Source organism: Rhodococcus sp. 14-2470-1a (genome assembly GCF_002259425.1).
In the GTDB taxonomy this organism is placed as follows: domain Bacteria; phylum Actinomycetota; class Actinomycetes; order Mycobacteriales; family Mycobacteriaceae; genus Rhodococcoides; species Rhodococcoides fascians_E.
The window spans coordinates 1-13,690 of sequence record NZ_NPFZ01000020.1 but is presented as its reverse complement, the minus strand read 5'-3'; the positions used below and the strand labels follow the sequence as shown (position 1 = coordinate 13,690).

The 13,690-nt window shown below is 63.7% G+C and carries 14 protein-coding genes; 11 read left to right on the top strand and 3 right to left on the bottom strand.

From position 1 onward, the window contains the following. The first annotated feature begins 11 nt into the window (after nucleotides 1-11). The 8 genes from CH292_RS10105 to CH292_RS10070 all read left to right on the top strand — a co-directional run bounded on the left by CH292_RS10105 (nucleotide 12) and on the right by CH292_RS10070 (nucleotide 6,685). On the top strand, nucleotides 12-1,718 hold the full coding sequence (locus CH292_RS10105; RefSeq protein ID WP_371828052.1) for a sodium:solute symporter family protein: 1,707 nt from the start codon (nucleotides 12-14) through the stop codon (nucleotides 1,716-1,718). A gap of 13 nt (nucleotides 1,719-1,731) precedes the next feature. Further along, entirely contained in the window at nucleotides 1,732-2,019 is a 288-nt protein-coding gene (locus CH292_RS10100; protein WP_094654608.1) for a hypothetical protein, read from the top strand. A gap of 94 nt (nucleotides 2,020-2,113) precedes the next feature. After that, nucleotides 2,114-2,368: a BatC protein gene (locus tag CH292_RS10095; protein WP_094654607.1), complete on the top strand. Its 255-nt coding sequence runs from the start codon at nucleotides 2,114-2,116 to the stop codon at nucleotides 2,366-2,368. 5 nt (nucleotides 2,369-2,373) lie between these two features. Continuing rightward, a complete protein-coding gene (locus CH292_RS10090; protein ID WP_033187978.1) occupies nucleotides 2,374-3,624 on the top strand; it encodes a cupin domain-containing protein in 1,251 nt (416 codons plus the stop codon). A gap of 27 nt (nucleotides 3,625-3,651) precedes the next feature. Next, complete coding sequence (locus tag CH292_RS10085) at nucleotides 3,652-4,773, top strand: YbfB/YjiJ family MFS transporter (protein ID WP_094654606.1); 1,122 nt, start codon at nucleotides 3,652-3,654, stop codon at nucleotides 4,771-4,773. Between the two features lie 23 nt (nucleotides 4,774-4,796). Continuing rightward, the gene (locus CH292_RS10080; protein WP_094654674.1) at nucleotides 4,797-5,192 is read left to right on the top strand and encodes a hypothetical protein; all 396 of its coding nucleotides are present in this window, start codon (nucleotides 4,797-4,799) and stop codon (nucleotides 5,190-5,192) included. Next, nucleotides 5,189-5,596, top strand: coding sequence for a CoA-binding protein (locus CH292_RS10075; RefSeq protein WP_371828315.1), 408 nt, complete (start codon nucleotides 5,189-5,191; stop codon nucleotides 5,594-5,596). The genes CH292_RS10080 and CH292_RS10075 overlap by 4 nt, the downstream gene beginning before the upstream one ends. A 93-nt stretch (nucleotides 5,597-5,689) precedes the next feature. After that, complete coding sequence (locus CH292_RS10070; protein ID WP_033187982.1) at nucleotides 5,690-6,685, top strand: MBL fold metallo-hydrolase; 996 nt, start codon at nucleotides 5,690-5,692, stop codon at nucleotides 6,683-6,685. Here the strand turns inward: CH292_RS10070 and CH292_RS10065 are convergent. Next, entirely contained in the window at nucleotides 6,659-7,732 is a 1,074-nt protein-coding gene (locus CH292_RS10065; protein WP_026348231.1) for a DNA polymerase IV, read from the bottom strand. The genes CH292_RS10070 and CH292_RS10065 overlap by 27 nt on opposite strands. Before the next feature lie 126 nt (nucleotides 7,733-7,858). On the opposite strand from CH292_RS10065, the gene CH292_RS10060 reads away from it, so the two are divergent. Continuing rightward, nucleotides 7,859-8,524, top strand: a complete 666-nt coding sequence (locus CH292_RS10060) for an SIMPL domain-containing protein (RefSeq protein WP_037160181.1) — start codon at nucleotides 7,859-7,861, stop codon at nucleotides 8,522-8,524. 46 nt (nucleotides 8,525-8,570) lie between these two features. Here the strand turns inward: CH292_RS10060 and CH292_RS10055 are convergent, their stop codons facing one another. Continuing rightward, nucleotides 8,571-9,245 carry a GntR family transcriptional regulator gene (locus CH292_RS10055; RefSeq protein ID WP_094654605.1) on the bottom strand — a complete coding sequence of 225 codons (675 nt, stop codon included), beginning with the start codon at nucleotides 9,243-9,245 and terminating at the stop codon, nucleotides 8,571-8,573. 263 nt (nucleotides 9,246-9,508) lie between these two features. Here CH292_RS10055 and CH292_RS10050 point away from each other — a divergent pair, with 263 nt between their 5' ends. Together CH292_RS10050 and CH292_RS10045 are read left to right on the top strand one after the other, a co-directional pair. Beyond that, a complete protein-coding gene (locus CH292_RS10050; RefSeq protein WP_094654604.1) occupies nucleotides 9,509-10,924 on the top strand; it encodes an MFS transporter in 1,416 nt (471 codons plus the stop codon). A 3-nt stretch (nucleotides 10,925-10,927) separates the two neighbouring features. After that, complete coding sequence (locus tag CH292_RS10045) at nucleotides 10,928-11,650, top strand: aspartate/glutamate racemase family protein (RefSeq protein WP_020112672.1); 723 nt, start codon at nucleotides 10,928-10,930, stop codon at nucleotides 11,648-11,650. On the opposite strand, the gene CH292_RS10040 is transcribed toward CH292_RS10045, so the two are convergent. Next, entirely contained in the window at nucleotides 11,605-13,344 is a 1,740-nt protein-coding gene (locus CH292_RS10040) for a metallophosphoesterase (protein WP_373454675.1), read from the bottom strand. The genes CH292_RS10045 and CH292_RS10040 overlap by 46 nt on opposite strands. Nucleotides 13,345-13,690 lie beyond the last annotated feature (346 nt).

Here is a 13,690-nt window from a genome sequence, read left to right as displayed (position 1 = left end):
GAGGTTGACGCGTGACGTCGACTCTTGCGGCAGAAGGCGTGCTTTCGTTCAACACGAACGCGCTGGACTACGTGCTCATCGCCGTGTACTTCGTGTTCGTTCTCGGGATCGGCTACGTCGCCCGCCGACAGCTCTCCACCAGTTTGGACTTCTTCCTTTCCGGACGCAGACTCCCCGCGTGGGTCACCGGCATCGCCTTCGTGTCCGCGAACCTCGGCGCCGTCGAGATCATGGGCATGTCCGCGAACGGCGCCCAGCTGGGCCTCGCCACCATGCATTACTACTGGATCGGTGCGATCCCCGCGATGCTGTTCCTCGGCATCGTGATGATGCCGTTCTACTACGGCTCCAAGGTGCGCAGCGTCCCCGAGTTCATGCGCAAACGATTCGACACCAAAGCCCACCTCGTCAACGCCATCAGTTTCGCCGTCGCACAGATTCTCATCGCGGGCGTCAACCTGTTCCTGCTGGCCACCGTCGTGAAAGTCCTTCTCGGATGGTCACTGTGGGTCTCGCTCATCGTGGCCGCAGCCATCGTGCTCACCTACACCGTCCTCGGTGGCCTCTCCGCAGCGATCTACAACGAGGTGCTGCAGTTCTTCGTCATCCTCGCCGCCCTGGTTCCGCTCACGGTGATCGGTTTGATCAAGATCGGCGGGTGGTCCGGCCTCAAGGACAAGGTCGTACCGACGGTCACCGACGGCACCGTCACTGCGTCGGCGGGAGAACAACTCTCGTCGTGGCCGGGGCAAGCGCTGAGCGGGTTCGACTCACCGATCCTGTCCGTGATCGGCATCGTGTTCGGTCTCGGATTCGTCCTGTCCTTCGGATACTGGACGACCAACTTCGTCGAGGTACAGCGCGCGATGGCGTCGAGCTCGATGTCCGCAGCGCGGCGCGCACCGATCATCGGTGCGATCCCGAAGATGCTGGTGCCCTTCGTCGTCGTGGTCCCCGGCATGATCGCTGCCGCCGCGATCGGGGACATGATCAACCTGAAGGAGAACGGAACCGGCGACATCACGTACAACGACGCGATGCTGCTGATGATGCGAGACATCCTCCCCAACGGCCTACTGGGCGTGGCCGTCGCCGGCTTGATGGCTGCTTTCATGGCAGGTATGGCCGCGAACATCTCCGCCTTCAACACCGTCTTCAGTTACGACCTGTGGCAGCAATACATCGTCAAGAACCGCGAGGACGGTTACTACATCACCGTCGGTCGCGTCGCGACTGTCGCCGCAACGATTCTCGCGATCTTCACCGCGCTCATCGCGTCGGGCTACTCCAACTTGATGGACTACCTGCAGACGCTGTTCGGGTTCTTCAACGCTCCCCTGTTCGCCACGTTCATCCTCGGTATGTTCTGGAAGAAGATGACGCCCGCAGCCGGATGGATCGGACTTGTCTCGGGCACGTCGGCAGCGGTCCTCGTCTTCATTCTGTCCGAAGTCGGCGTGATCAACCTTCCAGGACAGGGCATGCCGTTCGTCGCGGCGTCGGCTGCATTCGTCGTCGACATAGTGGTCAGCATCGGCGTCAGTATGGTGACACAGCCGAAACCGGTGAAGGAACTCGTCGGATTCGTCTACTCGGAAACTCCGCGAGACATGTTCACCGACCCCGAAGACGCCACGAACCCCTGGTACAAGCGACCGGTTCCCCTGGCAGGCTTCGCGCTCGGCCTCGTCGTCGTCCTCAACATCGTCTTCCACTAGAGGAGAACCGGAAATGACTACACCCGACAAGAATCCCGGCCTGGTGGCGCGGTTGTTCGACATCCGCTCCGTCATCGGCGCACTGCTCGGCATCTACGGGATCCTGCTGACCCTCGCCGGCCTGTTTCCATCGGTCTTCGGTAACAAGACCCACTCGTCGCCGTCGAACAACGTCGTCGACATGAGCGTCGGTACCAGCGCCAACCTGTGGGTCGGACTGGTGATGCTCGCAATCGCACTGATCTTCGGCGGCTGGGCAATCGTCCGTCCCGCAGTCGTGGGCGACGCACCGGCCGAATAAGCGCTGGGTTTAGAAGCCCGTCGAACCGTCAATCCACGACTTCGAGCGGGACAGCCCCTCGTTTCCAGAAGTCAGGTCGACCGGAAGGTTTTCGATGAGCATCAAGGACGACGACATCACCACCAGCGGATCCGGCGGAGAAGGCCCCGCTGACGGTGGATCCAACCCCAACGGCCACGACGGCGGAGCCGACGGCACCGCAGGCCCGGGTGAAGGACCCGCAGACGGCGGATCCAACCCCAACGGCCACGACGGCGGAGCCGACGGCACCGCAGGCCCGGGTGAAGGACCCGCGGACGGCGGTTCCAACCCGAACGGACACGACGGCGGTGCGGACGGCTCGGCTTGAGCGACATGCACGCAGACCAGCGCGGACCGGAATTCCGGTCCGCGCTCGGTCGTCTGATCTCCATTCCCGAGCGCGCTTTCTCCGACGAGGTGTGGGGGCGCACGCCGTTGCTCACCCGCGCCTCGGAACTCGACCGCACATTCGAGGATCTGCTGACTCCGTCCGACGTCGACGAGCTGGTGTCGCACCGCGGCGTCCGCACTCCCTTCGCACGGATGGCCAAGGACGGCGCGCTGCTGGACAAGTCCGAGTTCACGTCGTCGGCCGGCTTCGGGGCCGAGATGCCGGATCAGCTCGACTCGTCCGCGGTGTTGTCCGCGTTCGCCGACGGACACACGCTGGTGTTGCAAGGACTTCATCGCCTGTGGCCGCCGCTGATCGACTTCACCCGTGATCTGGTGGACGACCTCGGTCATCCGAGTCAGGTCAATGCGTACATCACCCCCGCCGCCTCGACGGGGTTCTCGCCGCACTACGACGTGCACGACGTGTTCGTCCTTCAGATCAGTGGCGAGAAGCGGTGGATGATTCACCCTCCCGTTCATACGCATCCCTTGTCGAACCAACCGTGGTCCGACCGGCGCGAAGCCGTCGAGAAGCAGGCCAGCAACACGCCGTACCTCGACACAATCCTGACGCCGGGTGACGTCCTCTATCTGCCGCGGGGATGGATTCATTCCGCGGAAGCATTGGGCGACACGACGATTCATCTCACCATCGGCGTGGCGTCGTTCAACAACTACGACATCGCACATCGCGTTCTCGGCGCGCTCCAGGACGACGCGCGCATCCGCGAGCCATTGCCCGCGGGACTGGACCTGACGGATCCGGACTCGACCGCACCACACGTGGACCGCGTACTCGACGACGTCGCAGCGGCATTGGAACGCATCCGATCGGATCCGGATGCCCGCCGTGCGATCGCCGACGAATTGGCCGCGCGCCTGGTCGCGATCACTCGACCGGCACCGGTCGATCCGCTGCGCACGGTCGCGTTCATCGCCGCCCTCGACGCTGCTTCCGTGGTCCGATGGAGGCAGGGGCTGTCCCCTCGCATCACCCGCAGCAACGGACGGGTCCACGTCGGCCTTCGCGACAAGACGATCTCCCTGCCCGACGAGTGCGCCGGTGCACTCGACGATCTCCGCAGCGGACAATCCCGCCGTGTCGCGGACATGCGCGGTCTCGACCCCGACAGCGCGCTGGTGGTGGTGAAACGGCTACTCAAAGAGGGCATCGTTGTGCCGTCGGAGTGATCTGCTCCCGCACGTATAGTTAGCCCAGTGAACGGAATCGCAGGTGGCCGCCGCGTCTCACTCACAGCAGCCGCGGGACTCGCCGCAGCGATGGGCGTCGGCCGGTTCGTCTTCACCCCTCTCCTACCGATCATGGTGGACTCCACCGGAGTCACGCCGAGCAGCGGCGCAGTCATCGCGACGGCAAACTACACCGGTTACCTCGTGGGAGCGATACTTCTGTCGCTCCGACCCACCCTCAACAGCACAACGGCGTTCCGTGCCTGGGTCGCCCTGCTCGTCGCCAGCGAGGTCGCGATGGCGTTCGCCGACGGCACCCTCGTGTTCTCGATACTCAGGTTCGTCGCCGGTCTGGCGAGCGCCGCCGTGTTCCTCGGCTGCGCCAGCACCGTCGCGCGGCACGTCGGCGCGTCACCCGGCATCGCGTTCGGCGGTGTAGGAGCGGGAATCGCCGCGTCCGGCGTTCTCACTCTCGTTGCAGCACCCCATCTTTCGTGGCAGGCACTGTGGATTGCGTCCGCCGCGCTGACCGCCGTCGTGATCTCACCTACGTTCGCGCTCGAAATTCGCGCCGAGTCCAGGCGGCCCAGCGGCAACGTCGGGCCCTCGCCACAGGAACACCGAATCTGGCGAGTGCTGCTTGCTGCGTACTTCCTCGAAGGACTTGGATACATCATCGTCGGCACCTTCCTCGTCGCCGCCGTCGGCGGACACGGAAGCTCGTCCGTCGGCCCCGTGGTGTGGATCGTCGTCGGGTGCGCCGCAGTTCCGGCAACCGTGCTGTGGCACGCGGTCGCCCAACGCATCACACCGCCGCGAGCACTCGTCGCCGCCTTCGGTCTGCAGACGGTGTCCGCGATCCTGCCTGCAGTCAGCGACAGCCCGGCGGTCGCACTCGTCGCCGCAGTTCTCTTCGGCGGCACGTTCATGGGCATCACCATGCTGACCATGGGCATGGCCGCCGGCCTGCCCATCGGGAGAACGGCCGCAACACTGACGACCGTTTACGGCATCGGACAGGTCATGGGCCCCCTCGTCGTCGCCCCGGCGCTCGGCGACTCCTACTCCACCGCCTTCGTGGTGGCGGCCGTCGTGTTGGCACTGGGCACGGCGGGAGCCGTCCTCGCCGCGCGACTGCACACGAACTGAACGAACCCTGGCACCATGTGGTCATGAAGGCCATCGCTCGACTACTGCTCGGCGCATTCCTCATGTTCGCGGGCTTCAGCCATCTGTTATGGGCGCGCACAGAATTTGCCGCACAGGTGCCGACGTGGGTTCCTTTGGACACCGACTTCGTCGTTCTCGCGTCGGGCGTAGTGGAGATAGCCCTGGGACTGGCGCTCGTGTTCGTCCGTAGGCCGGCTGTGGGCTGGATCGTCGCGGCATTCTTCGTCGCGGTGTTTCCGGGAAACATCAGCCAGTTCCTGACGCACACCGACGCGTTCGGTCTCGATACCGACGCCGCACGCGGAGTCCGGTTGCTGTTCCAGCCACTCCTGATCGTGTGGGCGTTGTGGTGCACCGATGCGATCGGACGACGGCGAAGAGTAGCGTCGCGATCATGACGTCCTGGCGGGAATCCGAGTCGGTGAATCTGATGCTCGACGACCTCGACACCTGGGCCGTCGTGGGCCTGTCCGGTAATCCGCAGCGCACCGCCTACGAGATTGCTTCCCTCCTTCAACGCAGAGGCAAACGTATCGTCCCGATTCACCCGGACGCGCCGACGGTTCTCGGCGAACAGGGATACGCGACGCTCGCCGAGGTGCCGTTTCCGATCGATGTCGTCGACGTGTTCCGTCGATCCGAGCAGGCAGGTCGGTTCGCCGACGAGGCCGTCGCGGTGGGCGCGAAAGGCGTGTGGTTTCAGCTGGGCGTCATCGACGAAGCCGCCTTCGCTCGGACTCTCGCCGCCGGGGTTCCCATGGTGATGGACACCTGCCCGGCCATCGAGTGGCGTCGCCGCTGAGCTCTCGATCGGTACCCCGATTTCCCTTGTGCTCCTCGCCGGGGTCAGTATGAAGAGAAGAACTGATTACTTGGACCAAGCAACGAGGTAGGCATGAGCGACGCAGCAGCGATCGGGGACGGCATCCTCCAGATCCCCGTCCCCATCACCGACAGTCCGCTCGGCCACACGCTTGTCTACGCCATGGAGTCTCCCGGCGGCCTGGTCCTCGTCGACGCGGGATGGGACGACGACAACGCTTGGGCCGGCCTCACCTCCGGTTTGGAAGCCGTCGGACGCTCGATCACCGACGTCGAGGGCGTGGTGCTGACGCACTTCCATCCTGATCACACCGGCCTGTGCGGCCGCGTCCGCGAGGCATCGGGAGCATGGATCGCGATGCACGAGGCCGACCACGCAGAGTTCGAGGACATGACGACACCGCGAGGCCCCGAGTGGATCGAGCGCCAGCGCGCGAACATGACCGCCGCCGGCGCACCGAACGCCGACATCGCCGCATGGGAGGAACTCGAACTGCAACCGCCGACCGGGCCCGACTCGGCGCCCGATCGCATCCTTCGCGACGGCGAAACGATCGCGCTGACCGGACGGAATCTGCAGGCCGTGTTCACCCCCGGCCACACCCCGGGTCACGTGTGCTTTCATCTGCCCGACGCCGACGTCATGTTCACCGGCGATCACGTCCTGCAGAAGACGACACCCCACGTCGGCAACTTCGTCTACCCGCTCGAGGAGCGAGATGCGCTTGCAGAGTTCTTCGACTCGCTGCGCCACGTGCAGTCCATGAACGTGACGCGCGGACTGGGTTCCCACGGAATAGGCATCGACGACGTCGGAGTGCGCGCGGGCGAACTCATCGAGCACCACGAAGAACGACTCGACCATCTCTGTCAAGCATTCGCCGACGACGAGATCACCGTCTGGGAGGTCGCCGAACGCATGAAGTGGTACAAACCTTGGAGCGACATCTCCCCGTTCCACAAGACACTCGCACTGTCCGAAGCTGCCGCGCATCTTCGACACCTGGTGTCCCGCAACCAGGTTGTTCAGGTCGCCGGCTCGTCACCCGCGCTCTTCGCCAGGGCCTGAACCAGCGGGAGGCGTCATCTCGAGGCGCACGCCCATCAGGCGTACCTTGCGCGAGTGGTCCAACCTCTGCACCAACGCGGCCGCCGCGTCGGAAATGATCTGTGTGTCGAAGGTGGGCGGACCGTCGAGGGCAGCTGTGGTGGTGTGGGTTTCGAAAGGCGCGTAACGCACCTTCAGCGTTACCCGCACAGCAGGTCTGTCCTCTGCGACGAGGTCCTCACGCACCTTCAGCGCCAGAGCCCTCACCTCCTCGGTGATCGCCTCCCAATCCTCCAGGTTCTCCTGAAACGTGGTTTCCCGGCTGTGAGAACGAGCAATCCACGGCGCCGCGGACACCGGCGACAGGTCGACCCCTCGCCCTTTGGTTCCGATCCACGGCCCGGTTTTCGGACCGAACGCAGCTGCCAGCGCGGAATCGTCGGTTGCCGCCAACTCCGACACCGTGGTGATACCGAGACTCGCAAGCTTCTTCGCGGTCTTCTTCCCGATTCCCCACAACGCATCCGTCGGGCGGTCTCCCATCACCTCGAACCAGTTGGCGGACGTCAAGGTGTAGATACCCTGCGGCTTGCCGAAATCCGTTGCAATCTTCGCGCGTAACTTGTTGTCCCCGATGCCGACCGAACAATGCAGCCCGGACGCATCGAACACCGTGTCGTGAACCCTGCGTGCGAAGGACACCGGATCCTCGGTCTCGACGCCGAGAAACGCCTCGTCCCAACCCATCACTTCGACCACCACGTTCAAGCTTCGGAGTGCGTCCATCACGATGTTCGACGCCGCCGTATATGCCTCCCCGTCGACCGGCAGGAAGATCGCGTCGGGCAGCTTCTTGAACGCGACCCGCAACGGCATCCCCGATCCGACGCCGAACGCCCGCGCCTCGTAGGAGGCCGTCGACACCACTCCCCGTTCGGTCGGGTCCCCCCTACCGCCCACCACGACCTGCTTCCCCGCCAGCTCGGGATTTCGTAGCACCTCCACCGCCGCAATGAACTGGTCCATGTCCACATGCAGCACCCATCGTCGGCGCACGGATGCGGTCATGCCGCCCATTCTGCGCCAACCTCGCACCGCGCGTCGATCCCCCGGTCGGGGATGTCGCCGCGGGTCGGGTAGACACGCGTCGTTCGCTCGAATGAAGCGCTACCCCTTGTGTGCCACACTCCCATCATGGAGTCGAACCCTGTCGAGATCACGGTCGTCGGCCGAGGCCAGGCGACGTACCCGCCGGAGCGATGCACGGTGTCCCTGGCGGTTCGAACCGACGGCCGCACAGCCGAGGCTGCGGCCGAACCTGCTCACCGCCTGGTCAGAGAGCTGACCGGATTGATCGATCCGCTGTACAACCCTTCGAGCGGCCCGATCGACGCATGGGCTCTGGATCAAGTGCGGCACTCGCGGTCCAGGCCGTTCAACCACAACGGGGAACAGTTGCCGTACGTCTATCAGGCACTTGCGTCGATCGAGGTGAAATTCAGCCAGATCGACGTGGTCGACGCGTTCGTCTATGCGGTGTCGGCGCTCGACGGGGTCGACATCGGCCACTTCGATTGGTCGCTGACCGAGGCGACGTCGGCCGAGAACACCCGTCGAGTCCGCGCGAGTGCCGTCCAGGACGCAGTGAGCAAGGCAGAGGTGTTCGCGCACAGCGTGGGCCGATCGACGGTCAGCGCCCGTGCGATAGCGGACCCGGGACTCCTCGGTGTTGCAGCAGCATCCCATCAGGACTATGTGGTCGCATCTCGAGCCTATGCCGCACCCGACGACGGATTCGAACTCAAACCACAGGACATCGTCATTCGCGCCGAGGTTCACGCACGGTTCGTCGCAACCTGACACCTCGATGCAGTCGTCGGGAGGTGGCCGTGACGCCCCACTGGCATCACGCCGTCGGATCGAATCCCGGAACCGAGGACAGTGTCTCGAACGTGCGCTGCCGACCCCATTCGACGTGTGAGTACGCAACGGCCGCAGCAAGTTCGGGATTACCTTCGGCTATCGCATCGACCAACGAGAGATGTTCGTTGTGCCTGACGCTGGGGTCGCGTTCCATGTTCGCGACGTTGAGCCGGTTGCTGCGTTCCCGCAAAGGTTCCATGATGACGACGAAAAGCCGGTTGCCTGCGAGTGATTCGATCGCGGCGTGAATGCCGCCACTCTCGCGATGGAACGACGGCAGGTCGCCTGCGTCCAACGTTTCTCCGGCGCGCGTCACCGCACCGACGAGCGCCGACACATCAGCACCCACCGCGACCGCGGACGCAGCCTTTCGGGCCGCGAGCGGTTCCAGCGCTGAGCGCAGATCGTACAGTTCGTCCACTCCGCTCCGCGTCACCATTGTCACGACGGCGGGTCGACGCGGCGACAACGCAACGAGTCCGGCGGCCTCGAGCATAGGAAGCGCCTCACGGATCGGCACCCTGGACACATCGAGTTCGGCACTGAGATCTCGCTCGCGCACGGGTTCACCGGCCGGGATTCGTCCATCGAGTATGCGCGCGCGAATCTCGTCGAACACACGGCGGGACAAACTCGCCGACGCTGCACCCTGTTCCATGCACTGTCCTCCATCATCGTTCGCCCATGTGTACCAGCACCAACAGCAACACCACTTCAGGTATACCAAGTGCCGAACTCGACGATGCAGCCCCAACACGCTGCGACGCCAGAGAGCTCGTGTTACGCCATCTAGTCGCCGCTCTTACATGTGTTTAACAGAACGGAAACCCAACAGCGGACATCCGGCCGTAGATTTTCGCTCATCACTTGGTATACCAACGACGGTATCCATCGACCACCAGCCGCGAAAGGCACACCGGGATGAGCACCCTGCCCTCGTCGATGAACTCTCCACAGGATTCACCCGCCGACCGAACGACACTCGGCACACAGATCGAATCCGCGTACTCACGTATCGGCGTCACCTCCGCTCACATCGGGATCGTCGCCATGGTGTTGTTCGGCGTCTTCTTCGACGCCATCGAGCAGAACGCCGTCGGCATCTCCGGACCGGTCCTCCGCGCCGACTGGGGTCTCGGGGGCACCGAGATCGGGTTGCTCAACACCGCTACGTTCACAGCGGTTGCCCTCGGTCGCATTCTCGCAGGTGTCGTCATGGACCGTCTCGGCCGTCGAACTCTGTTGGGCGCCAACCTTCTGGTGTTCGCCTTCGGATCGCTTCTGTGCGCTGTCGCGCCCAACTACGAAGTTCTCGTCGCGGCACGGTTCCTCGTCGGCCTGGGACTCGGCGGCGAAATAGCCGTTGCGGTCATCATGCTGTCGGAGTTCTTCTCGGCTCGGCACCGAGGGACAGCCGTCGGGCTGATCAACGTAGCCGCGGCAGGACTGGGCAACATGCTCGCCCCTCTCTTCGGGGTCATCGTGTTCGCCATCTTCACCGGCGAGGACCGCTGGCGATGGCTGTTCGGCATGCTGGTTCTGCCTGCACTCGCAGTGGTGTTCTATCGGAGGTCACTGCCGGAGACTCCCCGATACTTGGCGGCCACCGGACGAATCGACGAGGCCAACACCGTCATCAACCGCCTTGCTCAAGGCAAGCTCCGCGGAATTCTCGGCTCCGAGGAGGTCTATTTGGACAAGACAACGCTCGCAGCGGACACGGCTGCCCCCAAGGTTCGGTGGACCGAGATGTTCGGTGCGCGCTATCGCCGAAGCACGCTCGCCTTGGGTGTCGCAGTCTGCATGTCGTACGCCGCGCAAATCTCCATGCTGACGCTCATTCCCATCATTCTCACCGAACGTGGGATGTCGATCACGAGTGCACTCTGGTACACGCTCGTCATGCAGTCGGGTTCCTTGATCGGCGCGGTCACCGCGGCCCTGATCGCACGAAAGCTTCCCCGCAAGATCACCCTGACGGCCGGTGCAAGCCTCGGTACCGCCGCGGCACTCGGTTTCGGTTTCTTCGCCACCGACATCGGACTGGTGTTGTTCTTCGGTGCACTCTTCAACTTCTCGGTGATCGTTCTGAACACCACCATCTGGCTGTTCGCCCCGGAGCAGTACCCGACTCGCATTCGCGGACTCGCCACCTCCGTCATCCTTGCCATCGGCTCTCTCTCGGGTGGTCTGTTCCCCTTGATCGCCGGAGCGGTACTGGACAGTTCAGGAGTCCCCGCGATGTTCGCCGTTCTCACCGCACTCTTCGTCGTATGCGCCGTCGCAGTTCAGTTCCCCCGAGAAACCTTCGGACACCCCATGCCAGAGGATGATTGATTCATGAGCAGCGTGCCCACGATTCTGGTGGTCAACCCCAACACCAACGCCTCGACCACCGACATGCTCGTCGCGGTTGCCGAGAAAGTTATGGACGGATCGAGATACGACGTCGTCGGAGTCACCGCAGCGGCGGGTCCGAGCATGATCGTCGACGCCGAGGCTCTGGACGAGGCGGCCGAACACACTGTTGCTGCAGCGCTCTCCGGTATCGACGTGCACAGGCCCTGCGCGGTGATCGTCGGCGCCTTCGGAGATCCTGGAGTCGCTGCCCTTCGGCAGCTCGTCGACATTCCCGTCGTCGGAATCGGGCAGGCCGCAGTGTCGACAGCAGCTTGCGGAGGGCGACGATTTGCCATCGCGACCACCACACCGCTGTTGGAGCCGTCGTTGCGGACGCTGGTACGACACTGCAGCCCCGATGCTGATTTCGCAGGAATCTTTCTGACGGATTCCGACCCGCTCGTCCTCGCCCGAGATCTCGACGCCACCGTGGACGAACTCGGCACAGCGGTCGACGACGCCGCCGCGGCGGGCGCCGAAGCAGTGATCATCGGCGGCGGTCCGCTCAGCGACTCAGCTCGGCAGCTCGCCCTCCGTACCGACGTGGTGATCGTGGAACCTGTTCCGAGCGCTGCATTGTGGGTGCTCGAACGCATGGAATCGAACCACGACCTCGATCAGGACGAACCGAACACACCGCTCATCGGGACATCTCGCCGATAGGTGACGCGATCGAACTCGCGGCCGTACTCGTCGATCGCGGAAATCTTCATCTCGCTCGGTGTGATTCCGGGAATCCCGGGAGCGACGTCGACGGAGACGAACGAGTAGTTTCTGAAGCGAACCCGAGACCACCCGACGGCTTCAGTGGCCTTCTCACCGTCGGGCGTCCAGACGTAGCTGTTCGGAACAGCGTTGTCCGGCAACTCGTTTCCTCTGTACGTCTCCTGCTCGGAGGGCTGAAATGTGTACCGAGGCCGGCCGCCACCGCCTACCGTGTAATACACCGTCCCGTCGGACTTCGGATACACGACGGCGTGGTCGGCCGCCGTCCGTGTCGGATGGCCGGCCCGGATGGGGTCGGTTCGTTCGAACACGTGATTGTGCCCTTGCAGAACCACATCCACCTCGTAGCGGTCGAACAACTCAGTCCATGCGTCGCGAACACCACCGTCGGATGCATGGGCTTCGGTAGTCGAGTAGGCACAGTGGTGGAAGAAGCACACCACGAAATCGATGTTCGGATCCGCCCTGAATCGTGCAAGGGACCTTTCCACCCATGTGTTCTGCCTGCCGCCGCTATAGCCGGTGTTGGCCTTGATCTCGTACGACACATCGTTGGCGTCGAGCGACAGCACGGCGACATTGCCGTACACGAACGAATAGACCGAAGGGCAGCCAGCAGGACCGTTCTCGGGTTGATCGAGCCTGGCCGCATGTCCCCCGTACCCGTTCGCACCGTACAACGCTTCCATGTCGTGGTTACCCGTGGCGAAGAACCAGGGTGTGCTCGCCGCACTTCGCTCGATGGCGGCGAAGTAGCCGTCCCACACGAAAGGGTTGTACTTGTCGAAGCCTCTCGGCTGAGTCACCCCGCTGGGAGCGAACTGAGCAGGGAGGCCGGCGCCCGACGGATCCGCGTACGCGATGTCGCCCGCCAGAACATGAAAGTCCGGTCTGCGCGCCGCGATCTGCCCGACGATGTTCGCCGCATGACGAACAGATGGCTCGTTGTCGGCTTTGTAGTACAGATCGTCGTAATCCCCTGCCTTCAGACCCGGCGGCCGAGAGGGTGTTTCATCGACACCTTGATCGCCCATCATCGTGAAGCGGAACGGAGCACTCCGTCCTGGAGGCAACGCTGTCCACACCGTCTGCACATCACTGACGTAGCCGTCGTTGGTACGCCAGCGATAGAAATGCGGAGTCTTGGGAGCCAGACCGTCGACGGGCACGTGAACGTAGAACTGCTCGGCACCGAGGATGCCGCCGTCGGTCTGCGGCACCTGACTGACCAGATTACGAACCTCCGCTGCAGTTGTCGCCCCCAGCGCCGGAGTCGGCCCATGATCGAGGAACACCCCCGTCACCCCGGGATTTCGCGACAACTGAGCCGAGAATCGAAGCTGCGTGGCCGAATGCACACCGAACGACGTGTGACGACCACCCACCGCCAGCGGCGCATCCTGCGCATACGCACGACCGGACCACGCTGCATTCCCAACGGCAGCCGCCGCAGCAGTCGCCGCCGAGCCAACCAGAAAGCGTCTCCGGGATACAGGATTCCGCTTCAGAAACGAACGAATCCAATCGTGCTGCTCCGCCATGGTCATATCAGCAGCAAGAGCCTCCGGAACCCCGGCGGCGACGGTTTCTCCTCGCGGATTCGTCGGCATACCCCGACTGTTCCGCTGCAAAGAATACTTACCGACGCAAAAGATCGACTTGTCGATGAAGTCGACGTGAACAGCGATGAAGAACGGGACGAACGAGTATCAAAAGGACCTTGCTCGACCTGCGTCTCAAACGCTCACCGTTGTGTCGGATGCACGGCCAGGTGCTAGCACTGGGGTGAGCGTCCGGCACGTAGGCGAGCGTTTGACTCGTGGGTGTGCTCGACCTGTGGCTCGTGGGGGTCCTGCATGGTGGGGTGTTTTTGGTGTGGGTATGCAGAACACCCCCGGGGACCGTGTGGTTCCCGGGGGTGTTCTGTGAAAGTGTGTTCGGCGGTGTCCTACTCTCCCACACCCTGTCGGGTGCAGT

Coding starts and splice junctions, on each gene's coding strand:
- CH292_RS10100 (WP_094654608.1), top strand. CDS start 1,732: ATGACTACACCCGACAAGAATCCCGGCCTGGTGGCGCGGTTGTTCGAC.
- CH292_RS10095 (WP_094654607.1), top strand. CDS start 2,114: ATGAGCATCAAGGACGACGACATCACCACCAGCGGATCCGGCGGAGAA.
- CH292_RS10090 (WP_033187978.1), top strand. CDS start 2,374: ATGCACGCAGACCAGCGCGGACCGGAATTCCGGTCCGCGCTCGGTCGT.
- CH292_RS10080 (WP_094654674.1), top strand. CDS start 4,797: ATGAAGGCCATCGCTCGACTACTGCTCGGCGCATTCCTCATGTTCGCG.
- CH292_RS10075 (WP_371828315.1), top strand. CDS start 5,189: ATGACGTCCTGGCGGGAATCCGAGTCGGTGAATCTGATGCTCGACGAC.
- CH292_RS10070 (WP_033187982.1), top strand. CDS start 5,690: ATGAGCGACGCAGCAGCGATCGGGGACGGCATCCTCCAGATCCCCGTC.
- CH292_RS10065 (WP_026348231.1), bottom strand. CDS start 7,732: ATGACCGCATCCGTGCGCCGACGATGGGTGCTGCATGTGGACATGGAC.
- CH292_RS10060 (WP_037160181.1), top strand. CDS start 7,859: ATGGAGTCGAACCCTGTCGAGATCACGGTCGTCGGCCGAGGCCAGGCG.
- CH292_RS10055 (WP_094654605.1), bottom strand. CDS start 9,245: ATGGAACAGGGTGCAGCGTCGGCGAGTTTGTCCCGCCGTGTGTTCGAC.
- CH292_RS10050 (WP_094654604.1), top strand. CDS start 9,509: ATGAGCACCCTGCCCTCGTCGATGAACTCTCCACAGGATTCACCCGCC.
- CH292_RS10045 (WP_020112672.1), top strand. CDS start 10,928: ATGAGCAGCGTGCCCACGATTCTGGTGGTCAACCCCAACACCAACGCC.